General features: G+C 64.6%; 25 protein-coding genes and 1 tRNA gene. 17 read left to right on the forward strand and 9 right to left on the reverse strand.

The genetic code is table 11. The features are described from left to right. The first annotated feature begins 38 nt into the window (after positions 1–38). The 9 genes from XH91_RS17835 to XH91_RS17875 all read left to right on the forward strand — a co-directional run bounded on the left by XH91_RS17835 (position 39) and on the right by XH91_RS17875 (position 10,729). A complete protein-coding gene (locus XH91_RS17835; RefSeq protein ID WP_128951777.1) occupies positions 39–1,313 on the forward strand; it encodes a DUF1236 domain-containing protein in 1,275 nt (424 codons plus the stop codon). A gap of 482 nt (positions 1,314–1,795) precedes the next feature. Continuing rightward, positions 1,796–2,611 (forward strand): sugar phosphate isomerase/epimerase family protein, encoded by an 816-nt coding sequence (locus tag XH91_RS17840; RefSeq protein ID WP_128951778.1) that lies wholly within the window; start codon positions 1,796–1,798, stop codon positions 2,609–2,611. 29 nt (positions 2,612–2,640) lie between these two features. Continuing rightward, entirely contained in the window at positions 2,641–4,278 is a 1,638-nt protein-coding gene (locus XH91_RS17845; protein ID WP_128951779.1) for an ABC transporter substrate-binding protein, read from the forward strand. Between the two features lie 4 nt (positions 4,279–4,282). Continuing rightward, entirely contained in the window at positions 4,283–5,266 is a 984-nt protein-coding gene (locus tag XH91_RS17850) for an ABC transporter ATP-binding protein (RefSeq protein ID WP_128951780.1), read from the forward strand. Continuing rightward, positions 5,263–6,255 carry an ABC transporter ATP-binding protein gene (locus XH91_RS17855; protein WP_128951781.1) on the forward strand — a complete coding sequence of 331 codons (993 nt, stop codon included), beginning with the start codon at positions 5,263–5,265 and terminating at the stop codon, positions 6,253–6,255. The genes XH91_RS17850 and XH91_RS17855 overlap by 4 nt, the downstream gene beginning before the upstream one ends. After that, positions 6,255–7,184, forward strand: a complete 930-nt coding sequence (locus XH91_RS17860; protein WP_164933968.1) for an ABC transporter permease — start codon at positions 6,255–6,257, stop codon at positions 7,182–7,184. The genes XH91_RS17855 and XH91_RS17860 overlap by 1 nt, the downstream gene beginning before the upstream one ends. Continuing rightward, the gene (locus XH91_RS17865; RefSeq protein ID WP_128951783.1) at positions 7,181–8,041 is read left to right on the forward strand and encodes an ABC transporter permease; all 861 of its coding nucleotides are present in this window, start codon (positions 7,181–7,183) and stop codon (positions 8,039–8,041) included. The genes XH91_RS17860 and XH91_RS17865 overlap by 4 nt, the downstream gene beginning before the upstream one ends. 275 nt (positions 8,042–8,316) lie before the next feature. Continuing rightward, complete coding sequence (ilvD, locus tag XH91_RS17870) at positions 8,317–10,167, forward strand: dihydroxy-acid dehydratase (protein ID WP_128951784.1); 1,851 nt, start codon at positions 8,317–8,319, stop codon at positions 10,165–10,167. Positions 10,168–10,402: 235 nt separating this feature from the next. Further along, positions 10,403–10,729 carry a hypothetical protein gene (locus XH91_RS17875; RefSeq protein WP_128951785.1) on the forward strand — a complete coding sequence of 109 codons (327 nt, stop codon included), beginning with the start codon at positions 10,403–10,405 and terminating at the stop codon, positions 10,727–10,729. 68 nt (positions 10,730–10,797) lie between these two features. Here XH91_RS17875 and XH91_RS17880 read toward each other — a convergent pair whose 3' ends face one another. Next, positions 10,798–11,214 carry a hypothetical protein gene (locus tag XH91_RS17880; protein WP_128951786.1) on the reverse strand — a complete coding sequence of 139 codons (417 nt, stop codon included), beginning with the start codon at positions 11,212–11,214 and terminating at the stop codon, positions 10,798–10,800. A gap of 214 nt (positions 11,215–11,428) precedes the next feature. On the opposite strand from XH91_RS17880, the gene XH91_RS17885 reads away from it, so the two are divergent. Beyond that, a tRNA-Ser gene (locus XH91_RS17885) sits at positions 11,429–11,518 on the forward strand. Positions 11,519–11,611: 93 nt separating this feature from the next. On the opposite strand, the gene XH91_RS17890 is transcribed toward XH91_RS17885, so the two are convergent. Then, the gene (locus tag XH91_RS17890; protein WP_128951787.1) at positions 11,612–12,817 is read right to left on the reverse strand and encodes an MFS transporter; all 1,206 of its coding nucleotides are present in this window, start codon (positions 12,815–12,817) and stop codon (positions 11,612–11,614) included. A gap of 102 nt (positions 12,818–12,919) precedes the next feature. Continuing rightward, positions 12,920–13,339 carry a cupin domain-containing protein gene (locus XH91_RS17895; RefSeq protein ID WP_430648558.1) on the reverse strand — a complete coding sequence of 140 codons (420 nt, stop codon included), beginning with the start codon at positions 13,337–13,339 and terminating at the stop codon, positions 12,920–12,922. A gap of 322 nt (positions 13,340–13,661) precedes the next feature. Here XH91_RS17895 and XH91_RS17900 point away from each other — a divergent pair, with 322 nt between their 5' ends. Further along, positions 13,662–14,378 (forward strand): peroxiredoxin-like family protein, encoded by a 717-nt coding sequence (locus tag XH91_RS17900; RefSeq protein WP_128951789.1) that lies wholly within the window; start codon positions 13,662–13,664, stop codon positions 14,376–14,378. A gap of 40 nt (positions 14,379–14,418) precedes the next feature. Here the strand turns inward: XH91_RS17900 and XH91_RS17905 are convergent, their stop codons facing one another. Next, the gene (locus XH91_RS17905) at positions 14,419–15,306 is read right to left on the reverse strand and encodes a LysR family transcriptional regulator (RefSeq protein ID WP_128951790.1); all 888 of its coding nucleotides are present in this window, start codon (positions 15,304–15,306) and stop codon (positions 14,419–14,421) included. A gap of 190 nt (positions 15,307–15,496) precedes the next feature. Here XH91_RS17905 and XH91_RS17910 point away from each other — a divergent pair, with 190 nt between their 5' ends. Together XH91_RS17910 and XH91_RS17915 are read left to right on the forward strand one after the other, a co-directional pair. Continuing rightward, entirely contained in the window at positions 15,497–16,321 is an 825-nt protein-coding gene (locus XH91_RS17910) for a 3-hydroxybutyrate dehydrogenase (protein ID WP_128951791.1), read from the forward strand. A gap of 70 nt (positions 16,322–16,391) precedes the next feature. Next, positions 16,392–17,534, forward strand: coding sequence for a patatin-like phospholipase family protein (locus XH91_RS17915; protein ID WP_164933967.1), 1,143 nt, complete (start codon positions 16,392–16,394; stop codon positions 17,532–17,534). A gap of 80 nt (positions 17,535–17,614) precedes the next feature. On the opposite strand, the gene XH91_RS17920 is transcribed toward XH91_RS17915, so the two are convergent. The 5 genes from XH91_RS17920 to XH91_RS17940 all read right to left on the reverse strand — a co-directional run bounded on the left by XH91_RS17920 (position 17,615) and on the right by XH91_RS17940 (position 21,276). Next, complete coding sequence (locus XH91_RS17920) at positions 17,615–18,673, reverse strand: class I SAM-dependent methyltransferase (RefSeq protein WP_128951793.1); 1,059 nt, start codon at positions 18,671–18,673, stop codon at positions 17,615–17,617. Positions 18,674–18,742: 69 nt separating this feature from the next. Then, positions 18,743–19,255 (reverse strand): DoxX family protein, encoded by a 513-nt coding sequence (locus XH91_RS17925; protein WP_128951794.1) that lies wholly within the window; start codon positions 19,253–19,255, stop codon positions 18,743–18,745. Continuing rightward, positions 19,252–20,037 carry an HvfC/BufC N-terminal domain-containing protein gene (locus XH91_RS17930; RefSeq protein WP_128951795.1) on the reverse strand — a complete coding sequence of 262 codons (786 nt, stop codon included), beginning with the start codon at positions 20,035–20,037 and terminating at the stop codon, positions 19,252–19,254. Before XH91_RS17930 ends, XH91_RS17925 begins: the two co-directional genes overlap by 4 nt. Next, positions 20,027–20,929, reverse strand: coding sequence for an MNIO family bufferin maturase (bufB, locus tag XH91_RS17935; protein WP_128951796.1), 903 nt, complete (start codon positions 20,927–20,929; stop codon positions 20,027–20,029). The genes XH91_RS17930 and bufB overlap by 11 nt, the downstream gene beginning before the upstream one ends. Positions 20,930–20,970: 41 nt before the next feature. After that, complete coding sequence (locus XH91_RS17940; RefSeq protein WP_128951797.1) at positions 20,971–21,276, reverse strand: BufA1 family periplasmic bufferin-type metallophore; 306 nt, start codon at positions 21,274–21,276, stop codon at positions 20,971–20,973. 296 nt (positions 21,277–21,572) lie between these two features. On the opposite strand from XH91_RS17940, the gene XH91_RS17945 reads away from it, so the two are divergent. The 4 genes from XH91_RS17945 (at position 21,573) to XH91_RS17960 (ending at position 26,402) form a co-directional block, all read left to right on the forward strand. Then, positions 21,573–23,666, forward strand: coding sequence for an adenylate/guanylate cyclase domain-containing protein (locus XH91_RS17945; RefSeq protein ID WP_128951798.1), 2,094 nt, complete (start codon positions 21,573–21,575; stop codon positions 23,664–23,666). 218 nt (positions 23,667–23,884) lie between these two features. After that, the gene (locus tag XH91_RS17950; RefSeq protein ID WP_164933966.1) at positions 23,885–24,970 is read left to right on the forward strand and encodes an AI-2E family transporter; all 1,086 of its coding nucleotides are present in this window, start codon (positions 23,885–23,887) and stop codon (positions 24,968–24,970) included. Positions 24,971–25,091: 121 nt separating this feature from the next. After that, complete coding sequence (locus XH91_RS17955) at positions 25,092–25,547, forward strand: potassium channel family protein (protein ID WP_128951799.1); 456 nt, start codon at positions 25,092–25,094, stop codon at positions 25,545–25,547. A 204-nt stretch (positions 25,548–25,751) separates the two neighbouring features. Continuing rightward, complete coding sequence (locus XH91_RS17960) at positions 25,752–26,402, forward strand: MarC family protein (RefSeq protein ID WP_245477141.1); 651 nt, start codon at positions 25,752–25,754, stop codon at positions 26,400–26,402. Positions 26,403–26,407 lie beyond the last annotated feature (5 nt).

Raw genomic sequence — 26,407 nt, forward strand, 5'->3', positions numbered from 1 at the left:
TTCGCGTCTGTCATTGCGATTTGTTCAGGAGAGGGACCATGCGTAAACATCTGATGTTATCGACCGCAGCGATTGGACTTATGCTCGCATCCGGCGTTGCCTATGCTCAGGCGCCCGAGCGCAAGGACGAGCCGAAACGGACCGAGGAACCGGCGAAGGGCGCCGCGCCGCAGCGCGGCGGTGCTGCCCAGGAGCACGCCCAGGAGCGTGTCCAAGAGCGCGCACAGGGCGCCCAGGAAAAGCTGCAGGGCGCGGGCCGCGAGGAGACGGGCGGCGCTGCCAAGCACGAGACTAGCGAAGACAAGCGTCAGCCGACCACCGCCGCCGAGCACAACGCGCCGAACGCTAAGGAGCAGGCACAAGAATCCCGCGAGCCGTCGAAGGATCGCAACCGGGAGGCCGAGAGCGCGAAATCGGGACACGACGCCGACAAGAGCCGCGCCGAGACGAAGTCGGACAAGTCTGCGCCGCAGAAATCAACGGCCGAGTCCGAGAAATCAAAGAGCGGTCCTGCTGGCCAACAGAACGAGCGCACGGGAGCTGCAGCCAACCAGGGCGAGCGTAACCAGACCCAACCTCCACGCAACGCAGCGGAGCAGCAACCCGCACAACAAGGCAATCGGCCGGCCACGGCAACCGACACGAGCCGGACGCAGCCAACCAACAACGCACAGAGCGCACCTGCCACCGGGACGCAAACCAATCAAGCCAATCAAACCACCCAGACCAACACGCAGGTCAGCCAGCAGACCCGTGTGAACTCCGAGAAGCAGGTGCAGATCTCGGAACGACTGAGCCACGAGCACCTGGCGGAGCCGGAGCGCAACCTGAACATCTCGATCCGTGTCGGCGAGGCGATTCCCCCGCGTGTGCATCTCTATCGGCTGCCGCCCGAGATCGTCTCGATCGAGCCGGAGTACCGGGACTACGAATATTTCGCGACGGATGATGACGTCGTCATCGTGGAGCCGCGGACGCATCGCATCGTCAGCCAGGTGCCTCGCGATCCGTCGCGGGCCCGCGCGGAGATGAGCAGTGGCGCATCAACGAGCATGGCCGCGACCGGCGGCAGCAACGCAAGCAGCAACGTCAATTGCCGGATCATGCGGCGTGACGCCTCGGGTAACGTTGCCGAAGTCGAGCCGTCAACGGTGGGCTCGAATGCGCGCGTGGATACACTGAGCGTGACGGTTCAGATGCCCGGCGGCGGCTCATCCGCCTCGATTCCGCTCGGTGCCCCCGTTGGCGACATCATGGTCGCGACGCAAGGACAGGGCGATTGCACGGTGACCATCGAGCCGCAAACCCGCTGAGGGCGCGACCGGCAAAGGCGCTGTCAACAGGACGCCTCCAGAAACGATTTCGCGCCGCGTGGCTGATCAAGCCGGCGGCGCGAAATTGCGTTCGAAGTAGAAAGTTCCGAGGTCCGGAGTGCCTAGGAGTCCGGACCTCGTCACCTTGCCCCAGCCTTCAATCCCCCGCCCCATGTGGTCCCCCAACCCCATAGTGCGCGATCAGAGGGTGATGCCCGTGGAAGTGGCCGCCGATCGATGTCGTGCGATGTACGCGAGATCGAATTAGGATTCCATTCCGGATCACTACGGACTGAAAAACACTTGATCCCGCACGCCGATCCGTGCGCGAGCGCACGCTGTATTTGCCTGCACGAAATCGATGCAAGCGCGCGACACGATGTCCACATTTCCAGCAACTTGCGGAACCTCGATTTCACCGGCCTGTCATTGAACTGGTCTAGCGCTGCTCCCTGTCATTGCTGACAATCGAGGAGCAAGCCATGTCGAAGCCGGTGTTGGGCGCCGCACTGTCCATCAAGTCGATCCCCGCTCACCGCGACTGGCTTCTCGAACGGCAGCGCGATCTCGAAATTCAGGACTTCTTCCGCGCCGACCTGCTTGATGGCGACTGGCGCACGCCCGCCGCTGAAATCAAGCAGATGCTCTCGGGCCATACCGGGCGCCTCGGCATCCACGGCCCGTTCTGGGGCTTCAAGATCGACAGCCACGATCCCCTGATCAGCCAGGTGGTGACCAAGCGGCTGCTGCAAGGTCTTGATGCCGCAGAATTCCTCGGTGCGACGCAGATGGTCGTGCATTCGCCGTTCACGACCTGGGACCACAACAATCTCGATCTCTATCCGGACAACCGCGCCAACATCGTCGAGCGCGTCAAGGCGACATTGGCCGAGGTGATCGCGCGCGCCGAGACCATCGGCTGCGAGATCGTCATCGAGAACATCGAGGACAAGGACCCGCGCGACCGGGTCCGTCTCGCCAAGGCGCTCGAAAGCAGCAAGGTCCGCGTCTCGCTCGACACCGGCCATGCCAACTACGCGCACATCTCCACCGCAGCGCCGCCGGTCGACTATTACGTCGAGACCGCCGGCGACATGCTGACGCATGTGCACCTTCAGGACACCGACGGTTTTGCCGACCGGCATTGGGCGCCGGGCGAGGGCAACATCCCCTGGGTCGCCGTCTTCCGCTCGCTCGGCCGGCTGACTTCCAATCCACGGCTGATCCTCGAGCTGCGCAACCACGACGACGTCCGCAAGGGCGCCGCGCATCTCGCCGCGCTCGGTCTCGCCGAATAATCAGATCACACAGGGCAGGGGTCACCGCCATGAGCAAACTTACCCGTCGCACCGTTCTGAAGGCTGGCGGCGCTGCCACCGGCACGCTGCCGCTGCCGCGTTTCGCGATCGCGCAAGGCGACAACCGCCCGTCGGTGACGATCGCCGTGCAGAAAGTGACGAACGCCAACGTGCTCGACGTGCTGCGCGAGCAATCCAATGTCGGCGAGCGCGTGTTCTTCTCCTCGATCTGGGAAGGCCTGATCTCCAAGAACTGGCGCGGCAATCTCGAAGCCGTGCCGGGCCTTGCCACCGAATGGCGCCGCATCGACGACCAGACCGTCGAGGTAAAGCTGCGCCAGGGTGTCAAATTCCAAAATGGTGACGAGCTGACCGCTGAAGACGTCGTCTTCACCTTCAGCCGCGAACGCATGTTCGGCGAGACCGAGGCAAAGAGCCGCACAACCATTCAGGCATTCGAAAAGATCCCGATGCCGAAGCCCGGCAAGGAGTTGCCGCCCGACGTGCCCGCGGTCGCGCGCCGCATCTGGCCGGACCTCGTCCGCGTCGACGCCGTCGACAAGTACACGGTTCGCTTCTACAACGCGACGCCCGACGTCACCATCGAGGGACGCCTGTCGCGCTACGGCTCTGATATCATGAACCGCCGCGCCTGGGACGAATCTGCGAGCTATCTCGACTGGGCGCGCAAGCCTGTCACCACGGGACCGTACAAGGTCGTCGAGCTCAAGCCCGACGTGTCGCTGACGCTGGAAGCGCATGACGAATATTGGGGCGGCCGCCCGCCGCTCAAGCGCATCCGCTTCCTCGAAGTGCCTGAGGTCGCAAGCCGTATCAACGGTCTGTTGTCGGGCGAATACCAGTTCGCCTGCGACATCCCGCCGGACCAGATCGCCGGCATCGAGAAGAATGCTGCCTTCGAGGTGCAGGGCGGCACCATCCTCAATCACCGCCTCACCGTGTTCGACAAGAACCACGCCGTGCTCGCCAATCCGCTGGTGCGCCGCGCCTTCACCCATGCAATCGACCGCCAGGCCATCGTCGACAGCCTGTGGGCCGGCCGCACCCGCGTGCCGAAGGGCCTGCAATGGGAATTCTACGGCGATATGTTCATCGCCGATTGGGACGTGCCGGCCTACGATCCGAAGCTCGCGCAGGATCTGTTGAAGCAGGCCAACTACAAGGGCGACCCGATCCCGTACCGCCTGCTCAACAACTACTACACCAATCAGGTCGCGACCGCGCAGGTGCTGGTCGAGATGTGGAAGTCGGTCGGCCTCAACGTCGAGATCGAGACCAAGGAAAACTGGTCGCAGATCATGGAACGCGCACCGACCCGCGCGCTGCGCGACTGGTCGAACTCGGCCGCCTTCAACGATCCGGTGTCGTCGCTGGTCGCCCAGCACGGTCCGAACGGCCAGCAACAGCAGATCGGCGAATGGACCAACGCCGAGCTGAACAAGCTCTCCGAGTTCCTGGAGACGTCGACCGACCGCGCCGCGCGCAAGAAGGCGTTCCACCGCATGCTGGAGATCGCCGAGCGCGAGGACCCCGCCTACACGGTGCTCCACCAGAACGCGACCTTCACGGCCAAGCCGAAGTCGATCAAGTGGAAAGCCTCTCCCGCCTTCGCGATGGATTTCCGCGCCGGCAATTTCGAGGCGTAAAGCCATGACACCGCTGGTCAGCATCGCAGGCCTCAGCGTCGCGTTTGGCGGCGTGCCGGTTCTGCGCGGCGTCGATCTCGCTGTCGGCAAGGGCGAGGCCCTCGGCCTCGTCGGCGAGTCCGGCTCGGGCAAGTCGGTGACGTGGCTAGCCGCGCTCGGGCTGCTGCCGCGCCATGCTGATGTCTCCGGCTCCGTCCGCCTCGATGGGCGCGAACTGCTTGGCGCGCCCGCCTCCGCGCTCGACCAGGTCAGGGGCGGGCGGATCGCCATGATCTTCCAGGATCCGGCGAGTGCGCTCAATCCGGTGTTGACCATCCGCAAGCAGCTTTGCGAAGCACTGGCCCTGCATCGCGATCTCTCGGGCGAGGCGGTGAAGGCAGAGGCGCTGCGCTTGCTCAATTTGGTCGGCATTCCCGACGCGGCCCGGCGTCTGTCCGCCTATCCGCATGAATTCTCCGGCGGCCAGGTCCAGCGCATCATGATCGCGATGGCGCTCGCCGGAAATCCTGATCTCTTGATCGCGGACGAGCCGACCACCGCGCTCGATGCCACCATCCAGGCGCAGATCCTGGAGCTGCTCTCCACCATCCGCCGCGAGATGGGCATGGCGATGGTGCTGATCAGCCATGATCTCGGCGTCGTCGCCGAGAACTGCGACCACGTCGCGGTGATGTATGCCGGCCGTATCGTCGAGCAGGCGCCGGCTCATCAGCTGTTCGCCGATCCAGTGCACCCCTATGCGCAGGGCCTGATCGGCGCGCTGCCGCCGCTCGACGGACCGCGCCGGCGCCTGACCGCCATTCCCGGCACGGTGCCCGATCCCGCGCACATGCCTGGCGGATGCGCGTTCGCGCCGCGCTGTGCTCTTGCAGCCGAACCTTGCGGCGCTGTGGTTCCAAGCCTTGCGCCCATCGCCGACGACCGCACCGTCGCCTGCATCCGCGCCGAGGCCTCACGCCGCGCGTTGCTCGGGATCGCCGCCGAATGAGCGCGCCGCTCGTCGAAGTGTCCGCGATCTCGCGCAGCTATGCGATGCGCTCCGGAATGTTCGGCCGAGCTACGGCCGTTCATGCTGTCGACGGCGTGTCGCTGACGATTCCCAAGGGCGAAACGCTGGGCCTCGTCGGTGAATCCGGTTCGGGCAAGTCGACGACGGGACGCATCGTGCTCGGCCTCGAGCCGCCCGATCGCGGCGAGGTGCGGTTCGACGGCAAGCTGATCGCTGCGCCCGGAACGCCAGCATGGCGGACGCAGAGGGCGCGCATGCAGATGATCTTCCAGGATCCGCTGGGCGCGCTGGACCGGCGTTTGCCGGTCGCGACCCAGATCCGCGAACCCCTCGACACCCATGGCGTCGGCACGCCGGCCGAGCGCAATGAGCGCGTGCGCGAATTGCTGCGCGCCGTCGAGCTGACGGTTGCCCATGGCGCACGCTATCCGGGCGGCCTTTCCGGCGGCCAGCGCCAGCGCGTCGTGCTGGCGCGGGCGCTGGCGACGAAGCCCGACTTCCTCGTCTGCGACGAGCCGGTCAGCGCGCTCGACGTTTCGATCCAGGCCCAGGTCGTGAATCTGCTCTGCGACCTCCAGGCCCGGCTTGGGCTGACACTGCTGTTCATCAGCCACGATCTGCGCGTTGTCAGGCAGATCAGCAACACCGTCGCGGTCATGTATCTCGGTCGCATCGTCGAGATCGGCCGCGCCGACGATCTGTTTGCGCGGCCCGAGCATCCGTACACGCAGGCGTTGGTTTCGGCCTCGCCTGCGCCCGGCCGCCGCAGCGCGGGTCGCATCGTCTTGGCAGGCGATCCGCCGAACCCGGCCGCGCGCCCGCAAGGCTGCGCCTTCCATCCGCGCTGCCCGCGTGCCATCGCGCGCTGTGCGAGCGAGGCGCCGGTTCTCGCCGCTGTCGGCGGCGATCGCCAAGTGGCCTGCCATCTCGTGACGGGGCAGCAAGCCCAGACTCGGGACGCGGCGTGATGGGGCGCTATTTCGCCATCCGCATTGGACGTGCGGCGCTCACGATCGTGCTCGTCGTCACGTTCGCCTTCGTCGTACTGCGTCTCTCGGGCGATCCCGCGCTGATGATCCTGGGACCGGAAGCGCCGCCGGAAGTCCTCGCGGCCTTCCGCAAGGCCTGGGGCCTCGATGATCCCATCTGGTTTCAGTACCTCGATTACTTCGGTGCGATCGCCAAGGGCGAGCTGGGCCGCTCCATGCGTGACGGGCGTCCGGCGATCGAGCTGGTGCTGGAGCGGATCCCGGCGACGCTGGCACTGACGCTGCCGGCCTTCGTGTTCAAGGTCGCGCTTGGCGTTCCCGCCGGCATCTACGCCGCGCTGCATCGGGGCTCTGCGATCGATCGTGCGGTGATGATGACTGCGGTGGCCGGGTTTACCGTGCCGAGCTTCGTGCTCGCGTTGCTGCTGGTGCTGATCTTCGCCGTGCAGCTGGGCTGGCTGCCATCGGGCGGGCAGGACAGCTGGCGCCACGCCATCCTGCCGATTGCGACACTCAGCCTCGGCGGCGCCGCCGTGCTGGCGCGCTTTACCCGCAGCGCGATGCTGGAGGTGCTCGGCCAACCCTATATCCGCACCGCCTCGGCCAAGGGCGTGCCGTGGCGCAAGGTGGTGATGTCGCATGCGCTGCCGAACGCGGCGATCCCGACTGTCACCATCCTCGGCTTTATGGTCGGCTCGCTGATCGCGGGCGCGGTCGTGGTCGAGAGCGTGTTTGCCTGGCCGGGAGTAGGGCGGCTGCTCGTCGTTGCCGTCGCCAACCGCGATCTCGCGGTCGTGCAATGCATCCTCTTGCTGGTGGCGCTGACCATGGTCACGTCGAACCTGATCGTCGACTTTCTCTACGGCTTCCTGGATCCGCGTCTGCGTGCCAAGGGAGCCCACGCATGACCGACGCGACGCTGAAGGACGCACCCATTCGCCGCCGCATCAGCCTGCCGGCGATCCCGGTGTCGGTCGCGCTGGCGATCGCCTGGATCGTCGCGATGCTCGTCATCGCGGCCTTCGCGGAGAAGATAGCGCCCTATGGCTACACTCAGTTCGACCTGCGCAATCGCCTGGCTGCGCCCGGCAACGTCGCACACTGGCTCGGCACCGACGAGCTCGGCCGCGACGTGCTGTCGCGGCTGCTCGTCTCGGTCCGCATCTCGCTGCTGATCGCGTTCGGCGCCACCGCGATCTCGGCCGTCGTCGGCACCACGCTGGGCTTCCTCGCTGCGCATTTCCGCGGGGCCGTCGAGCAGCTCGTGCTGATGTTGTCCGACTTCCAGGCCAGCATGCCGTTCCTGATCATGGCGCTGGCCGTGCTCGCCTTCTTCGGTAACTCGTTGCCATTTCTGATCGGCCTGATGGGCCTGTTCGGCTGGGAGCGCTACGCCCGCATCGCCCGCGGCCTTGCCATCTCCGCCAATGCGCAGGGCTATGCGGCCGCCGTCCGCCAGTTGGGCGCAACGCCGGCGCGGATCTACATCAGGCACATCCTGCCCAACATCGCCTCGACCCTGATCGTCTCGACCACGCTGGTTTTCCCCGAGGTGATCCTGATGGAGTCTGGCCTGTCCTTCCTCGGCCTCGGCGTCCAGCCGCCGATGACCAGCCTCGGCAACATGGTCGGCTATGGCCGCGAATATCTGACCCGGGCGCCCTGGATCATGCTGGCGCCGGCGGCGACCATTGTAGTGACCACGCTGGCCGTCTCTGTGATCGGCGACTGGCTGCGCGACAAGCTCGATCCGACGTTGCAATAGCCCCAGTCTCGTGTCCCGGACGCGCTGCAGCGTGAAACGCTGCTGCGCAGAGCCGGGACCCACGCCTCCGCGAGTTTTCTGGGCCCCGGTTCTGCAGCGCACCGTTCCACGCTGCGCCGCGCCCGGGGCACAAGACCCCGCGCCGGGAGCAGGGGAGCCCTGTCCGGCCCAAGTTCCCGTTGCGCCCGCTCATCCCGTGCGCTATCCGGCCGGAAAGGCCTGAGGCGGCTCCATATTTCCCGCCCGGCCGGTCAAACCCGAGGACGGAAACCGCCATGCCAGCCTATCGCTCCCGCACCACCACCCACGGCCGCAACATGGCGGGCGCCCGCGGCCTCTGGCGCGCGACGGGCATGAAGGACGGCGATTTCGGCAAGCCGATCATCGCGGTCGTCAACTCGTTCACCCAGTTCGTGCCCGGCCACGTGCACCTGAAGGACCTCGGCCAGCTGGTCGCCCGCGAGATCGAGCAGGCCGGCGGCGTCGCCAAGGAATTCAACACCATCGCAGTCGACGACGGCATCGCCATGGGCCATGACGGCATGCTCTACAGCCTGCCGTCGCGCGAGCTGATCGCCGACAGCGTCGAGTACATGGCGAACGCGCATTGTGCCGACGGCCTCGTCTGCATCTCCAATTGCGACAAGATCACCCCCGGCATGCTGATGGCCGCGCTGCGGCTCAATATTCCCGCCGTGTTCGTCTCGGGCGGCCCGATGGAGGCCGGCAAGGTCAAGCTCCAGGGCAAGACCAAGGCCGTCGATCTCATCGACGCCATGGTGGCCGCGGCCGATTCCAAGGTCAGCGACGACGACGTCAAGGTCATCGAGCGCTCGGCGTGCCCGACCTGCGGCTCCTGCTCGGGCATGTTCACCGCCAACTCCATGAACTGCCTGACCGAGGCGCTCGGCCTCGCGCTGCCCGGCAACGGCACGGTGGTTGCCACCCATGCCGACCGCAAGCGCCTGTTCGTCGAGGCCGGCCACACCATCGTCGATCTCGTCCGCCGCTATTACGAGCAGGACGATGCCTCCGTGCTGCCGCGCAACATCGCGAATTTCAAGGCGTTCGAGAACGCGATGACGCTCGACATCGCCATGGGCGGCTCGACCAATACCGTGCTGCATCTGCTCGCCGCCGCCCATGAAGGCGAGGTGGCCTTCACCATGCAGGATATCGACCGCTTGTCGCGCCGCGTGCCCGTGCTCTGCAAGGTCGCACCCTCGGTTGCCGACGTGCATGTCGAGGACGTGCATCGCGCCGGCGGTATCATGGGTATTTTGGGCGAACTCGATCGCGCCGGCCTGATCGACACCTCGGTTACGACCGTGCACGCGCCGACCATGAACGAGGCGCTGGAGCGCTGGGACATCAAGCGCTCCAAGAGCGAGGCTGTCCGCACCTTCTACCGCGCGTCGCCCGGCGGCATCCCGACGCAAGTCGCCTTCAGCCAGGAGCGCCGCTACGACGAGCTCGATGCCGACCGCGAGAAGGGCGTGGTGCGCGATCTCGCGCACGCCTTCAGCAAGGACGGCGGTCTTGCCGTGCTCTACGGCAACCTCGCGCAGGACGGCTGCATCGTGAAGACGGCGGGCGTCGATTCGTCGATCCTGAAATTCTCCGGCCCGGCGCGCGTGTTCGAAAGCCAGGATGCGGCCGTCGAAGGCATTCTGGGCGGCAAGGTCGTCGCCGGCGAAATCGTGGTCATCATCTATGAAGGCCCGCGCGGCGGTCCCGGCATGCAGGAGATGCTGTATCCGACCAGCTATTTGAAATCGATGGGCCTCGGCAAAGCCTGCGCGCTCGTCACCGACGGCCGCTTCTCCGGCGGCTCCTCGGGCCTGTCGATCGGCCATCTCTCGCCTGAGGCGGCCGAGGGCGGCAACATCGCGCTGGTGCGCACCGGCGATCGCATCGCGATCGACATCCCGAACCGCAGCATCAACCTCGAGATCTCCGACGAGGAGCTCGCGAGCCGTCGTGCGGCGGAAGAGGCGAAGGGTGATGCCGCCTGGCAGCCTGCGGCGCGCAAGCGCAACGTCTCGACCGCGCTGCAGGCCTATGCTGCGCTCACCACCAGCGCTGCCCGGGGCGCCGTGCGAGAAGTGAAGCGTCGCACGAAGTAAGCCCGTCAGCCATCGGCGCAGTCGCAGCTCTCGCGATCGCGCATGGTCAACAAGTTCTGAACGGCCGGCGAAAGTCGGCCGTTCGCATTAAGGATGCCCCGACGAACTTCGGCAGAGATGCGATTTGCGGCGTATAATGCGGCGACCTTCGCAAATCCATTTCGTGCAATTGGGGCGCCACATAATGTCTCGTACTCTTGCTGTTGCATTCTCTACTGTCGTCGCTGCGATTTCGATGACATCAGCGGCGTCTGCCGGCTGCTACAATTGCTATGCGCCGCCGCAGCCGTGCACGACCTGCTATCAGCAGCAATACGTCGCGCCGCAATACCGCACTGTCGACGAGACCGTCATGGTGTCGCCAGGTGCGACCGTCGCGCATCGCACGCCGGCGCAGTATCGCACCGTGATGGTTCCGCAGACGGTGATGGTGGCGCCGCCCGGCGTTCAGTACGAGCGCATCCCGCCGCAATACGCCACGCGCCAGCGCGTCGAGATGGTCTCGCCGGGCTATTCCTACTACGCGCCGGTGCAGCCGGCTTGCGGCCATTGCGGCTACTGAGCCGACATCGTAACGGACGGATTTTGGCGCGGCGCTCTCATGGGGCGCCGCGCTTTCTTTTGTCCGGCTTACGGAATCGCCACCTTGTTCGAGACGACTATTCGGCGCCGCAGCCGGTCGATGAGAGTGATGTAAACCGCCCTTGGCCGATTCGCTTCCGGAATCGAGAACCAGAACTCTGAGAGAAGGGACGGGTCTGTGAAACCGCAGAATCCATAGAGCCTCTGGCCTCTGGCGTTGAAGATCTCGACCCAGGTGCGAGATGCAGAGGTATTGAGCCCGCACGGTGGCAGCTTTGGCGAAGCTGCAAAGAGTGCAGGCGAGTAATCGCTCCAATTGACCACCCTCAGCCCGACGATAAGCGTCGGTCCAAAAATCACTTGCCCGGCAAATTGGAGAACGGGACGTGGAAACGGCTGCGCCAGCGCAGGTGTTGCAAATCCAACCAGAAGAACGAGGGTCCAAAGAATTCGCTTCAGCCTCATATTGATCCTCCGTCGAAGGCGTAAGCCGACGCTAGCGACGACCGACGGAAGTCCATTGATCCTGGTCAACGGAGGGGCGGGTCCGTTTGGCGGCGAAGCAACCGTCGGATCGGTCGCGATGACAACCGTTCTCGGAAGGCCCGACGATCAAGCCGCCAAGGCCAAACTTCGCGTTGCCTTCCCGAACGGCCTGCGATAAGCGACAGCCAGGTTTGGAAGGGTGGCCGAGTGGTTTAAGGCACCGGTCTTGAAAACCGGCGTGCCCGCAAGGGTACCGTGGGTTCGAATCCCACCCCTTCCGCCAGCTCCAGGGTCAACCGCTCTTCCCGCCAAAAACAGGGAACACTCTGAAGTCATTGGCAATTTTGTACCAATGACATCCGTCTGCATCCGCGCTTCAGTCGGTCTTCAACTTGAACGTCAAGAGAGCCGCTGCGCCGAGGGCAACCGCGACGCCGATCGCGCACGCCGTCCATCCCATCAAATCGAAGATCTGTCCAAGCACGGCGGTGCCTGCCAGACCTCCCAGGAAATAGCAGGCCAGATAAATGCCGCTGGCGACGCCGCGGTTTTCGGTTGCGGCCTGTCCGACGAAGCCGGTCGCGGCCGCCTGGGCGAAGAACGTCCCGACGCCGACCAGGACCATTCCGGTCAACACCTCGGCGAGACGTGGGCTCAGCGTCAAGAGCACGCCGAGCGCGGCGAGGCCGAGCGCGCCCCAGATTGCCGGTCGTGTCCCGATGCGCGCGGCGATCTTGCCGGCGAGAAGCGTGGTGACGATCGAGGGCAGGAAGACGAAATAGACGAGGCCAAGGTCCATCATGCCGAGCGAGAGTGGCGGCCGCACCAGCACGAAATTCACGAACGTGAAGGTGCCGATGAAGGCGAACAGGATGCAAAAGCCGATGCCGAAGGCTGCGCGCAGCCGCGGATTGCGCCAGTGCGCGAACAGGGCGGCAAGCGGGGAGGCGGCCGTGGTCATCGCGTGCATGGGCCGGACGCGATTGATGGTGAAATAGACCAGAACCGCGCCGGTCAGATTGAGCGCGGCAAAGAAGTAGAAATTCCAGGATAATCCGAGACGATCGGCGACGGCGGCCGAGATCAGCCGCCCGATCAGATTGCTCGCGACGTTGCCGGTGATGTAGGCGGCAAAGGCGCCGCCGGCATCCATCGCGCTGCATTGTTCGCCGAGATGAGCGAGCGTCAGCGCAAACGCCGACGCCATGCACAGCCCTTGCGCCACGCGGAGAGCCGTGAAGACAGCGAGATTGGGGGCCACCGCAAGCAGGCTGGTCGGGATCGCGAGCAGCGTGAGGCTGAGGAGAATGCCAAGCCTCCGGTCGATATGCGGGCTGAAGAAGCCGACGACGAGGCTCGATATCGCCATGCCAAAGGTGGAAGCGTTGACTGCAAAGCCCATGGCGGCCGGCGTCACGCCGTAATGGCGCGTCAGAGACGGCAGGATGGCCTGGGTCGCAAACAGATCGACGACCGTCAGGAACGCGGTCAGGCCGATGACGAGCGAGCGGAAGGCGACGCCGGACGAGGGTCCATGCATCGCCATGTTGGCCGCTCTGATCTGCGCGGACAGTTCGGTCATGACACGGCATCTCCTGACAAGGGAAATGCGACGCCCGGCACGCGGGGGGATGGGGCTTCCGGGCGTCGCATCCGTTAGCGAGAGCAGGGGCTGATGCGCTCGCTACATGTTGTGATCGTGCTGATCCTTGCGGACGTCGCCGACGTAGAGAATGACGCTCTCCTTGCCGAGGTTCTTCCACCAGTGCGAGGTACCGGCGACCTCGGCCCTGATATCGCCGGCCTTGTGCGCGATCGGATCGACGCAGTTGGAGGCATATTCGACGATCTCGCCTTGCTGCACGAAGATCAGTGCCGGACGGTCGTCATGGCTGTGCCAGGGCACGATGCCGCCGGGCTCGATTGTCAGCTTGCGGAAGCGCAGCTCGCGATCCCTGATGTTGGCCGGCTGCTTCTCGAGGTCGATCGAGCCGAGCGTGACGTCGGTGACGCCGACCGGCTTGTAGTCGACCATTTGCCGGGCATTCGGCTTGACCTTGTCGGCCGGGCATTCGCCGGCAGATGCGGGGTGGATCGCGAACATCACCGCGCCGGCCAAGGCGACGGCGGGCAAGAATGTATGCGAGAGTTTCGAACGCCTGATCATGGATCGTCTCCGTTGTTGGCCGCAACCGCGATGGTCATCGGCGATGGCGTCAGGCTCGCCGATGACACGCGCTGAATGAAATACCGTCTCGCTCTCGACGCGATAGCCTCGCGCTATAGCGGCGCGATAGGCGGCGGCTATCGAACCAATTGGGGAATGGCATTTCTATCGCCGGAAGATCTGGCGTCGGATGGCCGTGACCCCTTGCAGGGTGGCCCGAACGTCAAAATAATGCTGATACATGGTACCGGAGCGGAAGATGACGTCGTTGACCCCAGCCGATGCCGAACGGCTCAAGCTTGCCTTTCAGCGCTGTCGCGACATGGAGGGCACGCTGAACGAGCAGCTCCGTGCCTATGCGGATGCGGGCCGCGAGATATTCCCTGCTTACGGCAACGCGGTCGATCGCCTGGTCGAGCGGCTGGGCCAGAATGGCGGCGGCGAGAACGCGCCGCGTCCGGGTGAGGTGATGCCGCCCTTCATGCTGCCCGACGATCGCGGGCAGCTCGTTGGATTGCCATCGTTGCTGACGCGCGGGCCTGTGGCCGTGATGTTCTTTCGCGGGCACTGGTGTCCCTACTGCCGGCTCAACGTCCGCGCGGTGATCCAGGCGCAGGACCGGATCAATGCGATGGGCGCGCAGATCGTCGCGATCATGCCGGAGACGCAGGAATATACCGAGAAGTTCATTGCCGATTCGGGCGCGCCGTTTCCGGTGCTCACCGACCTCGACAACGGCTATGCGCTGTCGCTCAACCTGGCGATCTGGCTGGGCACCGAGATCCAGCTTTTATTGTCTTACCAGGACATGGCAAAATTCCACGGCAATGACGGCTGGATGCTGCCGATCCCGGCTGTCTTCGTTGTCGGTCGGGACGGCCTCGTCAAAGCCCGCTTCGTCGATCCCGATTTTCGCAAGCGCATGGAGATCGACGATTTGCTCGCGGCGCTGGAGAGCGCGTGCCGGGAGAACTAGTTCCGCCGTTGCCAAATCGTCCCCGACAGGAGGGGGAAGATCACCCCGCGATGGCCCGCCAATCCGCGCCGCGCAGCATCCGCATCACCGCGTTGGCGACGGCCGTCCGCTGACGGCCGGCGACACCGTAGAGGTTGACGGTGCGGCGCGCGTCGAGGCCGCTGAGAGCGACGCGCCTGAGGTTTTCGGGCACCGGTGAGGTATGCGGCAGCATCGCGATGCCGATGTCGGCCTCGACCAGTTCGATAAGGTCGCGCTCACAGGAGATCTCATGGCCGTGATCGACATCGACGCCGTGCTCGCGCAAGCTCGACGAGATCCGGCTGGCATGCTCGCAATAGTTTCGGCTCAGCATTTGCTCTGCGCGAAGATCGTCGCATTCGATCGTGCTCCGGCCCGCAAGCCGGTGGCCTTTCGCGATCACGAGATCGAAATTCTCGGTGAATAGCGGCCAGACGTCGAGCCGCTCCCAGGCCTCGTCGATCTCGGCGGCAATGCCGAGCTCGGCTTCACCCTTCCTGAGATAGTCTGCGACCTCGCGGCTCGAGCCGCGCAGGAAACGAAACTCGAGCCGGTTGAACTGCCGCCTGATCTGGTTGAGATGTGGAATGAGCAATGAGAGGTCGATGGCGTGGGTCAGCGCAACGCGCAGCGCGCCGACTTCGCCGCTCTTATAGGACGAGGCGAGCGAGCGTGCACCGGCCGCGGCCTCGTAGCACTGCTTCAACAGCGGGTGCATCCGCTGGCCGAGCTCGGTCAGCTGCGCGGCCGGCCGCTCGCGGCGAAACAGGTCGCCGCCAAGCTCAGCCTCGAGCTGCTTGATGGCCCGCGTCAGCGAGGGCTGCGTCACATTGCATTCCTCGGCGGCGCGCGTGAAGTTCAGGAGTTGTGCGACCGCGAGGAAATAGCGGACCTGGTGCATTTCCATGGATGGCTCCCGGCAGGATCGGGATGGAACCTAACCGATCGGGACGGGGAAAGACATCCCGTGCCCGATAGCGGGCGCGTATCGTTTCGGAAGCCATCCGGCATTTCCGCTTCTTGAGGCCATCGCTCACAATTCGCATCAGTCAGGGATCCGGTCACGAGGCCGACCCGTCGTCACAGGAGGATTGGCCATGAATATCCCCGTCAAGCCACAGACATCCCGGACCACACGGGCGCTCGCCGGCAAAGTCGCTCTCGTCACGGGCTCGACCAGCGGCATCGGGCTCGGCATCATCAAGGCGCTCGCCGCTGAAGGTGCCGACGTCGTCCTGAACGGGCTCGGCATCGCCGCCGAGATCGGCAAGATCCGGGAGCAGATCGCGGTCGAGTTCGGCGTCAAGGCAAGCTTCTCGCCGGCCGACATGACGCGGCCGAAATCGATTGCCGAGATGATCGCAGCGACCATCGCGCAGTCCGGCCGGCTCGACATCCTCGTCAACAATGCCGGCATCCAGCACGTCGCGCCGCTTGATCAGTTTCCGGTCGACAAATGGGACCAGATCCTTGCGATCAATCTGACTTCGGCCTTTCACACCACGCGGCTTGCGCTTCCCGCGATGCGCCGGAACGGGTTCGGCCGCATCATCAATATCGCCTCGACGCACGGCCTGGTGGCTTCGCCTTTCAAGGCGGCCTATGTCACCGCCAAGCACGGCATCGTCGGCCTGACCAAGGTGACGGCGCTGGAAACCGCGGAGGAGGCGATCACCTGCAACGCGATCTGCCCCGGCTATGTCTACACGCCGCTGGTCGAAGCGCAGATCGACGATCAGGCCAAGGCGCACGGCATTTCCCGCGATCAGGTGATCCGCGACGTCTTGCTGGCCCAGCAGCCCAACAAGCGCTTTGCCACGGTCGAGGAGCTCGGCGCGCTCGCGGTGTTTCTGTCGACGGAGGCTGCGGCCTCCATCACCGGCATCGCGCTTCCGGTGGACGGCGGCTGGACCGCGCATTGACATGAGCCGGCGTAACAAACCGCGACGGTTCACGAACATTCAACCGGTGCAAGCTCACGGGGAGCGCGACATGAACGGCAACACTGAGAGTATCGGGTCGGGGAACCTGCCTGGCCAGGTCGTGCTGGTGCTGCAGGGTGGCGGCGCGCTCGGCTCCTACCAGGCCGGCGTCTACCAGGCTCTGCACGAGGCCGGCATCGAGCCGGACTGGATCATCGGCACCTCGATAGGTGCGATCAATGCCAGCCTGATCGCCGGCAACGAGCCGCAGCATCGGCTCGAGCGCCTGAAAGTGTTTTGGAAGCGGATGGAGCAGAGCCCGCCCTGGAGCTTCCGCTCCGCATTCCCCGGCTTCAACGAAAAACTCACCTATTGGTCGACCGTCACAAGCGGCATTCCCGGCTTCTTCCGGCCCAATCCGCTGGCGCATGCCGGCGATTCCTATCCGCTCGGCGCCGATCACGCCGGCTTCTATTCCACCGCGCCGCTCGAGAAGACGTTGAACGAGCTCGTCGACTTCCGCCTGGTCAATCGCTGCACGCCGCGGCTGACGGTGGGCGCGGCCCATGTGCGCTCGAGCCGGATGCGCTATTTCGACAGCCGCGACGGCGAGTTGACGGTGAAGCATGTGATGGCGTCAGGTGCGCTGCCGCCGGCGTTCCCAGCGGTGCGGATCGACGGCGAGCTCTACTGGGACGGCGGCATTCTCTCGAACACACCGACGGAGGCGGTGTTCGACGACAATCCGCGCAAGGACTCGCTGATTTTCGCCGTGCATCTCTGGAATCCGGTAGGTGGTGAGCCAACCACGATGGCCGAGGTCCTGAACCGCCATAAGGACGTGCAGTATTCCAGCCGTATCGCAAGCCAGATCACGCGCCAGCAGCAGGCGCATCGTTTGCGTCACGTCATCAACCAGCTGGCTGCGAGGCTCCCCGAGCACGAACGCAGCAATCCGGCCGTCCGTGAGCTGACGAGCTACGGCTGTCCGACCCGGATGCACGTGGTGCGGCTGCTCGCTCCACAACTCGATCACGAGACGCACACCAAGGACATCGACTTCAGCCCGTCGGGCATCTTCAGGCGCTGGGACGCCGGCTATGCGCACACCCAATCGGCGTTGGCCAGCAAGCCATGGCAAGGCGAGTTCGACCCGCTCGCCGGCGTGATCCTGCATGATCAGCAGGAGATGATGCCGATGGCAGCCGAATGAGCGGTGCGATCAGATCGTCATCGCCTGTCGAGCTGGTCGCGTGAGATGGAACGATGTTCCTGGCGACATCCCGTTGCTTCTCACGGGCGCGCCTCGAGAATGAGATTGAACGGCGTCTCCGCGGCACGGCGGAAACGCGTGAAGCCGCCCTGGCGGGCCACCTCGCGCAGTCGCGCTTCGCCAGCCTGAGCTCCCAGTGCGAGGCCGACTTCCTGGTCCAACGACGCCGGCGTGCAGACCATTGTCGATGCCGCATAATAGACGCGGCCGACCGGGTTCAGATTGTCCTCGAGACGGTCCTTGGCGAACGGCTCGATCAAGAGGCAGGTGCCGTCATCGGCAAGCGCGGAGCGCGTGTGCCGCAGCGCGCCGACGGGATCGCCCATGTCGTGCAGGCAATCGAAGAAGCAGACGAGGTCGTAGGCTTGGGCTGGGAACGTCTTGGCCGAACAGGTGGCGAAGTGAACGCGATCGGAAAGCCCGGCCTCGGTTGCGGCCTTGCGGGCCGCCTCGATCGAGCCGTCGTGGTAGTCGAAGCCGTAGAACGTCGAATTGGGAAAAGCCTCGGCCATCAATCGCGTCGAAACGCCGTGCCCACAGCCGACGTCGGCGACCTTGGCGCCGCGTTCAAGCTTGTCGACGACCCCTTCGAGGGCCGGGAGCCAGCCATGGACCAGATAGTGCTTGTAGCTGGTACGGAAGAAGCGCGCCGTTCCGCAGAACAGGCACTCGCTGCGCTTGTTCCAGCCGACGCCCTTGCCGGTCTTGAAGGCGTCCGCGATCTTGGGTTCGTCGAGAAAGGTCGCTGAGACGAGGCTGCCGACGGCGGCGAGGAAGATCGGGCTGTCCTCGTCTGCCAGCGCCAGGATCTGCTCCGGCAGCATCGAAAATTGGCCTGATGCGCTGTCGTATTCGACATAGCCCGATGCGGCCTGTGCCGCGAGCCATTCGCGGACGTAGCGCTCGGCAGTGCCGGTCGCCGCGGCCAGGGCGGCGGCATCCATCGGGCCGTCCTGGGCGAGAGCCTTGTAGAGACCGAGCTTGTCGCCCAGCAGCATGAGCGAAGCGCTCATCGCCGCGCCGATATCCCCGATCATCTTGCACATGAAAGAATTGAGGCGATCTTCGTTGATTTCCATGACGCTCCTCCATTGCGTTCGCGTTGAACTTGAGGGATTCGCGCACGGACGGTCGCAACTATCCGGGCGTTAGTGGTCGGGACGCATCACAAACCTGCAAAGCAAATGATCGAGCGAGACCCGGCCCGGTCCATAGGCCATGATGGCCAGCGCCATTGCCGCCCAGGTGATGTGGACCGGCCAGCCGTCGGGCACGGTGAGCTCGACGATGACGGTCATGAACAGGAGCCCGAGCGCGGCAAAGCGTGTGCCGAGGCCGAGCACCAGCAGGACCGGAAACATGACCTCGCCGCAGCCGGACAGGAAGGCCATCGTCGCGGGGATCGGGTAGTGATAGGGGCCGCCTGGCAGATGCAGCATGAACTCGTCGGTGAAGAGTGTCACCGCAACGTCGCTTAACTTGAAGAACCCGGTCCATTTGAGGATGCCCGAACGCCAAAACGGGACCGCCAATGCCAGGCGAAGAACGAGCTGCACCATGGATGGAGTTGCGATCGTCCGGACCAGAGCATTGGCCCTGTCGACCAGCTCGCCGAAAGAGGGCAGGGCATTTGCCGGTGCGATGCGTTGTTCCGAAATCATCTTGCGTCTCCAGACGACAGCGAGGCGAAGGCGCCCGCCTCGAACAGGCCGGCGATATTGGTGGCGAGATCGAAATCAGGTGCGTCTTCCAGCGCCGCAGCGGCGGCTTCTGCCAGCATGGATCCCGACATCAGGCAGGTCAGGAAGACCGCGCCGCCCGGCGGTAACAGCTGCACCACGATTTCGACGTCCGGCCGCGTGATCAGGGCATCTTCCGGTACGGAGGCGTCGATGGTGCCGGCAGACTCCGAGCCGCCGCGGTTGGCGGCAAAGATGCTCACCGCCGCGTAAGGCGACCGTACCACCCGGGTCGCCGGATGCACGGTGAAAACGAGGCCGGCCAGACGATCCGGCGCGACCCTGGCGAGAGAGGATGGCAAGAGCGGCGCGCTGTCGGCGGCGTGATAGGCGTCAAGCCAGGCCCGCTCGATCCGCGCGACATCGGCGAGCCAGGGCAGCGATTGAGCGTGCTCGTAGCTTTCGATGAAGGCGGGAAAATCGCGCCCGTAGTCGAACAGCAGCGGCGACGCCGGCGGGGTCTTGCGAACATGGATACGCGCCATGGCGCGAAAGAAATCTGCACCGGTCAGGCGCTGCACCGCCGGGTAGATCGACGCGAGCGCGTCGATCAGGCTAACCGTGACGTTGTTGCGATGGACGTTGTAGCACTTGACGGCTGACTTGCCGCAAGGCCCCGTCACGATGCTCGGAATCTCGCCGACCGGATCGAGCAAGGCAGGCGCGAACGCGGCCGCGTAGGAGGCATCCGGTTCAGGCTGCATGACGAATCCTCCCGGCATGACGATCCAGGATCGCCTGTGCAGCCGCGGCCTCGGCCTTCAGGAGCGGCCAATGGGGAATGTTGCTGTCCCATTCGATCAGGGTCGGAACGGGGCCGCGGCGTGCTATCACGATCTCGAACAGCTTCCAGACCGCGTCCGCGACCGGGCCGTCATGACTGTCGATCAGCAGCTTGCCTTCATCGTCGTCTTGCTCGGTATGGCCGGCAAGGTGAATTTCGCCGACGCGCGCCAGGGGGAAGTCGTCGAGATATTGCAAGGCCGAGAAACAATGGTTTGCCGCGGAGACGAACACGTTGTTGACGTCGAGCAACAGGCCGCAGCCGGTGCGCTCGGCGACAGTGCGGATGAAATCCGTCTCGCACATCGCGGAGTTGCGAAACGCCACATAGGTCGAGGGGTTTTCCAGCAGGATCGGCCGCCGAATCGCCTCCTGAACCTCGTCGATGTGGTCGCAGACGCGGGCCAGCGTCGCCTTGTTGTAGGGCAATGGCAGGAGATCGTTGAAAAAGCTGGTCCCGTGCGTCGACCAGGCCAGATGCTCGGAGACGAGCGCCGGCTGATAGCGCGCGACAAGGCCGCTAAAGCGTGCCAGATGCGCACGGTCCAGCGGCGCGGGTCCACCGATCGACATGCAGACGCCGTGCAGCGAGAGCGGATGGTCACGGCGCAACCGTTCCAGCATCCGATGGGGCGGTCCGCCCGCGCCCATGTAGTTCTCGGCATGGACCTCGAAGAAACCGCGCTGCGGGCCTTCGTCGAGAATTGCGCCGAGGTGCTCGGGCTTGAAGCTGGTCCCGGCGACGCCGCCGACGGGAGGCGAGAAGCGGAGGGGAATGGCCGTAGAGGCCCGTGGCATGATCGTTGCGGCCATGTCGCTCCTCCGCGATTGTTTGCCTCGATGTTGCCCTTGCCTCAGACCGGCTTGAGCGAGCCCTTCTTGCCACCGGGCAGCTCGATGCCGGTGCAGGTGCCGCCCTGGACGAACTTCCAGGCGTTGCCCTGGAAGTCGACGGTCGAGGTCCCCTGGCAGGTCGTGCCCGGTCCTGCGGCGCAATCATTCTGGCCCTTCAGCGCAACGCCGAAGCACTTTTCCTTCTTGGCTGCGATGGCCGCATCGGCCTCGGCCTTGGTCAGCGGAGCGGCGTGTGCGAGGGTTGCGAGCGCGGTCGAGACGGCGCCGGCGAGTACGAGCGAGCTGATGGTGGTCTTGGCAGACATGCAATATCTCCTCTGGGGTAGGGCGATGGGCCCAGTGTCTCGTTCGTTCTCGCCGCAGCCGCCGTTACCGGAGAAACCGCTCACGAGTTGGTGAGACCGTTGGGTGACGCGCACGACGCCGTGCGCTTGGGGGCGGATTAGCGGCGGGCGAGGCGGCAAATTCCAATGCCTAATCTCTATGGAGACGTTGCCCGGCGGGCATTGGCCAGGATCGCGGGCATTTGCGAGACGTAACGAACGGCTCCGGCCTGCGAAGGAGCCTACCAGTCGGCCTCGCCAACCTGTCGGGTCAAGCCATGAACGCCAGTTCCGGTCGTGAGACATCGAGCCAGACGCTGCGGCGGCTGACGGTCAGCATCCGTCTGGCAGTGTCGGCGCTGGTCCTGACCGCCATCCTATTGACCGCGGCCTTGTCCAGCCTCCTGTGGTGGCGCACGGCGGAGGCGACCAGCCGACAACTCGCCTTGACCATCAATGAGCAGATCGTGGCCGCCGTCCGCAAGGAAGTCGCCACGATCGTCGACGAGGCGCGCGCGGCGCACACTGCGATCCGCACGCTATTCCTGCAGAACGTCCTCGATACCCGCGAGGCCGACAAGCGCGAATTCGTGTTCCTGTCCCAGCTGCAATCGCAGGCCACGATCTCCTGGGTCGCGTTCGGTTGGCCCGATGGCGCGTTCTTTGCGGCCCACAAGCTCGGCGACGGCCGTCTCGAGATGATGGAGATCTCGCTCACCGATCATGCCGGCCAGCGCCGCGTCGACGAATACGATGTCGTGCCCGGCGATATCGAGTTCGCCAGCCGCCGCTTCGAGCCGACCGATTTCCGTGTTGCCGACCGCACTTGGTTCAAGACCGGCCTCAAGGCCGAGGAGCCCGAATGGTTCAAGGTCACCGACCATCCGATCGGGCAGCGCCCGTCGATCGCTTTCGCGGGCCCGATCGACGTCTATCAGGAGCGCCAGGGCGTCCTGGCGATCATGATCGAATACACCCGCCTTGCGCGCTTCCTCGCACAGCTCGAGGTCGGGCGCACCGGAACGGCCTTCATCTTCGATGGAAGCGGCGAGCTGGTTGCCGCCCCCGACAAGAACGCCGACGAATTGCATCCCGCGCACGGTGACCAGAAGCTGCTGTCACTGGCACAGACGGCGCTGGCCCAAGCCGGCACGGGGCAGGAGAGCTGGCGTAGCCGGCTGGTCTCCGACGGAGCCGCCTATGAGTTCGCGCTCACGCCACTGCCGTTTCCCGGCTGGCGGCTCGCAACCATCATTCCTGAGGCCGAGTTTCTCGGCCCTGTCGAGACGACGTTACGGCGCCTGATCCTCGGCCTCGCCGTCGGCGCAGTGCTTGCGGCGCTCGCCTCCGCCTTGCTCGCGCGTACGGTGATCGCGGCACCGCTTTCTCGCGTGGTCGGCGAGATCCGGCACGTCGAGACCTTTGCGCTCGAGCTGGTGCGCCGCCATCCCTCGCGATTGAAGGAGATCGCAAGCTTGTCGGGCGCCATTGCAGAGATGGCAGCGGGCCTTTCGGCATTCCGAAAATTCATCCCGGCCGATCTCGTCCGCGCGCTGTTGCGCCAGGGCGTCGAGGCAAAGCCAGGCGGGGCGATCCAGGAGTTGAGCGTGATGTTCGTGGATGTGGCGGGCTTTACCGGCCTCTCGGAGCGCATGGGCGACCGCGTCGTGCCCTTGCTGTCGCATTATCTCGACCTTGCCTCGGAAGTTGTCGTCGCCAATGGCGGGACGATCGACAAGTTCATCGGCGATGCCGTGATGGCGTTCTGGGGCGCGCCGCAGCCGCAGGCCGATCACGCGGAACGCTGCTGCCGGGCCGCGCTGGACATCCGGCGCGCGATCGCGGACTCCGGCCTTGTCGACGATCTCGGCCACGCCTTGCAGATTCGCATCGGAATCAATTCCGGCCGCATGCTGGTCGGAAATATCGGCTCCGAGCTGCGGCTGAACTACACGGTGATCGGCGACGCTGTGAACGTGGCAAGCCGTTTGGAGAGCGCCAACAAGAGCTACGGCACGCAAATTCTGATCGGCGAGACGACCGAGCGCCTTGCTCGTGGGGCCATTGTCACACGCGAGATCGACAGTATTGCAGTCTACGGGCGCGAGGAGGGCATCGCCGTCCATGAACTGATCGGTTTGGCAGGCGAGGCCGACGCGGAGCGCCACGCCGCGACGTGGATCGCGCGCTACGAGCATGGTCTCGCCAGATATCGGAGCCGCGATCTCGAGGGCGCGATCGTTGATTTCGAGAAAGTGTTGTTGGACCAACCGCATGATATGCCGACGCAGGCAATTTTGGCCCGTTGCAGAGAGCTGCGGGATGACAAGCAGAAATCTTGGCGACCGGTCACCGCCTTGAACTCAAAATGATGTCTGCAAGCCATCATTCTTGAGTCTTGCATCCTGCGGCGGACCGCAACCGCTCATGGCGTAACCGGACGCATTTCGCGTGGAATCAAAGCGATGACGGGCAATCGGGGGTGTCCTTCAAGCGGAATCCCGCGATCCGCCTTGATCTGGGTCAAGTCTGCTGCGTGACGGTGGTCTCTCCTCGCGAAGGCATCGCTCATGCAGACAAGGGCCTCGCCTTGAAAACGATTCGCCAATTTCTCTTCGCGGACGAGGTGATCCAGCTTGTGATCCGGCTCGGATTGCTCGGGCTGCTGCTCGTGTGGACCTTTCTGATCATCAAGCCGTTCGTGCCGATCCTGACCTGGAGCGCGGTTCTGGCGGTGGCGTTCTATCCGGTTTTCAGCTGGCTGGCCAAATTCCTCGGCGGTAGTCCACGCATCGCGGCGGCGATTCTCACGCTGATCATGCTCGGCATCGTCATCGGCCCCGCGGCGTGGCTGGGCTTGAGTGCTGTCGAAGGGATCAGGGACATCGCGAACCAGATCAGCGCCGGCGAGCTCGCGCTTCGGGCCGCACCCGAGCAGATCAAGAGCTGGCCCTTGATCGGACAGCAGCTCTACGATCTCTGGACTCTGGCCTATACGAATATCCGTGCGGTGCTGCAGGAGGTGACACCCTATCTGAAGCCGGTTGCGGGGTTCATGCTGTCGTTCGTCGGCAGCGCCGGCGTCGGCACGCTTCAGTTCCTGCTGTCGGTGCTGGTCGCCGGATTCCTCTTCCCGTACGGGCCACAGCTTGCCGGCGCGATCCGAGGCTTCCTGTTCAGGATCGTGCCGGAACAGAGCGAGCACTTTATGGAGCTCTCCGGTGCGACCATCCGCGCCGTGTCGCAAGGCGTGATCGGGGTTGCGATCATTCAGGCGCTGCTGGCCGGCATCGGCTTCAAGCTCGCCGCCATTCCGAGCGCAGGCTTGCTCGCCATTATCGTGCTGTTGCTGTCGATCGTGCAGATCGGTGCGGCCATTGTTCTCATTCCTGTCGTGATCTGGATCTGGATGGTCAAGGATGTGACGACGGCGCTCCCTCTGACCGTGTTCCTCGTCATCGTGGGACTTCTGGACAACATCCTGAAACCGTTGGTCATGGGGCGCGGGCTGACCACGCCGACGCTCGTGATCCTGATCGGGGTCATCGGCGGAACGCTGGCGCATGGGATTATCGGGCTCTTCATCGGGCCGATCATCCTGGCGGTCGCCTGGGAGCTCGCGGCCGCTTGGATCCGGATCGGGCGGGCTGCGCCGGGCGATATTGCTGATCGTTGACCCAAATCAACGTCACCGATTGCGGCCCGTTTTGGATGGCTGTTCGGCGCGCCATGAGGGGCGATGCCGGGCAGTGTCGCGAGCCCCGGACAGCTGTTGCGATGAGGTCTGGTCAATCCCCATGGTGTTGCAACTGACGGTCGGCGCCCTGATCAGCGCGATCAATATCGGCATCCACGCGCTGGTGACCGTCGTCGCTGTCGCAATTGCCCGACGCGCGGGTCTTCGAAGGGTTGAACGACCGAGCTTGCACCTGATGGGCGTGATGGTAGCGACAGCAGCGGTCCTGAATCTCGCGCACGCGTTGGAAGTCCTGGTATGGGCATGGACCTATGCCATCGTCCAGGCCGTGGCCGCTCCCGACAGCGAGCTCGTCTATTTCGCTTTCGTCAACTATACGACGCTCGGCTATGGCGACATCACGCCGGTGCGCGAATGGCGGCTGATCGGACCGCTGACCGCGATGAACGGCGTGCTGCTGTTCGGTTGGTCAGCCGCAATCCTGTTCGAGGTCTTGCGCAAGACGCTCGACCACGTCGGATTGATCAAGGAGCATGTCTTCCGAGGAAAGGAATAAGCGCCGTGAACGCGACTGGCAGCGTCCCCAAAAAAATGACTACACTAACGCAATTTCGCTGGATATGGACCGAAGCGACCATTGGGCGGAGCTGACTTGATGTGCGCATCGTGCCCGCCCGGCTCGTACGGGAACCTTTCGCGGCGCAACGGGATCTGAGGCCAGATGCCCAATTTCGTGACATCCCGGTGGGTTGCCGATTTCTTGTTCGGCTTTGGCGCGCTGTTCGCGATCATCAATCCCTATGGACTGGCTTTTATCTTCCTTGACCGGACCAGTGGCCTGTCTGAGGACGAGCGCGCCGATCTCGCGCTGCGCGTTGCCGGATATGCCTTTGCCGTTCTATTGGTCTCGCAGTTTCTCGGCAGCCAGATTCTGAACTTCTTTGGCGTGACCATACCGGCGCTCCGGATTGCCGGGGGACTCGTGGTCGCCGCAACCGGCTGGTCGATGTTGCATGCCTTGCCAGGTACGGCCGGGCCCCATGCGGAGGCGACTGCCGATCTTGCGACCATGAAGCGGATGGCGTTCTTCCCGCTGACGATCCCGCTCACAACCGGACCTGGGACGATTGCGACCGCCATCGCCATCGGAATAAGCCGGACCGACAGTCTGGACGCAATGTTCGGATCATCGATTGTTTCACTGGCAATTGCGATCGCCGTAACCGGGGCGATATACCACGCCTACCGCAAGTCGAGCGCGATGGCGCGCGTGTTCGGAGAGGAAGGCACCAGCGTGGTTACAAAGCTGTCGGCGTTCCTGCTGCTCTGCATCGGCGTGCAGATCATCATCACCGGGACGACGGACGTCGCGCGAACCATCCTGGATGGTGCCTCGCACACCGTCCAGTAACAGGC

Source organism: Bradyrhizobium guangzhouense, assembly GCF_004114955.1.
In the GTDB taxonomy this organism is placed as follows: domain Bacteria; phylum Pseudomonadota; class Alphaproteobacteria; order Rhizobiales; family Xanthobacteraceae; genus Bradyrhizobium; species Bradyrhizobium guangzhouense.

Bases quoted from the DNA above. Each gene is read 5' to 3' on its own strand.
- XH91_RS17845 (WP_128951779.1), top strand. From the start codon at position 2,641: ATGAGCAAACTTACCCGTCGCACCGTTCTGAAGGCTGGCGGCGCTGCC.
- XH91_RS17945 (WP_128951798.1), top strand. From the start codon at position 21,573: ATGAACGCCAGTTCCGGTCGTGAGACATCGAGCCAGACGCTGCGGCGG.
- XH91_RS17850 (WP_128951780.1), top strand. From the start codon at position 4,283: ATGACACCGCTGGTCAGCATCGCAGGCCTCAGCGTCGCGTTTGGCGGC.
- XH91_RS17855 (WP_128951781.1), top strand. From the start codon at position 5,263: ATGAGCGCGCCGCTCGTCGAAGTGTCCGCGATCTCGCGCAGCTATGCG.
- XH91_RS17895 (WP_430648558.1), bottom strand. From the start codon at position 13,339: ATGTTCGCGATCCACCCCGCATCTGCCGGCGAATGCCCGGCCGACAAG.
- XH91_RS17880 (WP_128951786.1), bottom strand. From the start codon at position 11,214: ATGAGGCTGAAGCGAATTCTTTGGACCCTCGTTCTTCTGGTTGGATTT.
- bufB (WP_128951796.1), bottom strand. From the start codon at position 20,929: ATGGCCGCAACGATCATGCCACGGGCCTCTACGGCCATTCCCCTCCGC.
- XH91_RS17910 (WP_128951791.1), top strand. From the start codon at position 15,497: ATGAATATCCCCGTCAAGCCACAGACATCCCGGACCACACGGGCGCTC.
- XH91_RS17875 (WP_128951785.1), top strand. From the start codon at position 10,403: ATGACATCAGCGGCGTCTGCCGGCTGCTACAATTGCTATGCGCCGCCG.
- XH91_RS17920 (WP_128951793.1), bottom strand. From the start codon at position 18,673: ATGGAAATCAACGAAGATCGCCTCAATTCTTTCATGTGCAAGATGATC.
- XH91_RS17930 (WP_128951795.1), bottom strand. From the start codon at position 20,037: ATGCAGCCTGAACCGGATGCCTCCTACGCGGCCGCGTTCGCGCCTGCC.
- XH91_RS17840 (WP_128951778.1), top strand. From the start codon at position 1,796: ATGTCGAAGCCGGTGTTGGGCGCCGCACTGTCCATCAAGTCGATCCCC.
- XH91_RS17835 (WP_128951777.1), top strand. From the start codon at position 39: ATGCGTAAACATCTGATGTTATCGACCGCAGCGATTGGACTTATGCTC.
- XH91_RS17905 (WP_128951790.1), bottom strand. From the start codon at position 15,306: ATGGAAATGCACCAGGTCCGCTATTTCCTCGCGGTCGCACAACTCCTG.
- XH91_RS17860 (WP_164933968.1), top strand. From the start codon at position 6,255: ATGGGGCGCTATTTCGCCATCCGCATTGGACGTGCGGCGCTCACGATC.
- XH91_RS17865 (WP_128951783.1), top strand. From the start codon at position 7,181: ATGACCGACGCGACGCTGAAGGACGCACCCATTCGCCGCCGCATCAGC.
- XH91_RS17925 (WP_128951794.1), bottom strand. From the start codon at position 19,255: ATGATTTCGGAACAACGCATCGCACCGGCAAATGCCCTGCCCTCTTTC.
- ilvD (WP_128951784.1), top strand. From the start codon at position 8,317: ATGCCAGCCTATCGCTCCCGCACCACCACCCACGGCCGCAACATGGCG.
- XH91_RS17955 (WP_128951799.1), top strand. From the start codon at position 25,092: ATGGTGTTGCAACTGACGGTCGGCGCCCTGATCAGCGCGATCAATATC.
- XH91_RS17890 (WP_128951787.1), bottom strand. From the start codon at position 12,817: ATGACCGAACTGTCCGCGCAGATCAGAGCGGCCAACATGGCGATGCAT.
- XH91_RS17900 (WP_128951789.1), top strand. From the start codon at position 13,662: ATGACGTCGTTGACCCCAGCCGATGCCGAACGGCTCAAGCTTGCCTTT.
- XH91_RS17940 (WP_128951797.1), bottom strand. From the start codon at position 21,276: ATGTCTGCCAAGACCACCATCAGCTCGCTCGTACTCGCCGGCGCCGTC.
- XH91_RS17915 (WP_164933967.1), top strand. From the start codon at position 16,392: ATGAACGGCAACACTGAGAGTATCGGGTCGGGGAACCTGCCTGGCCAG.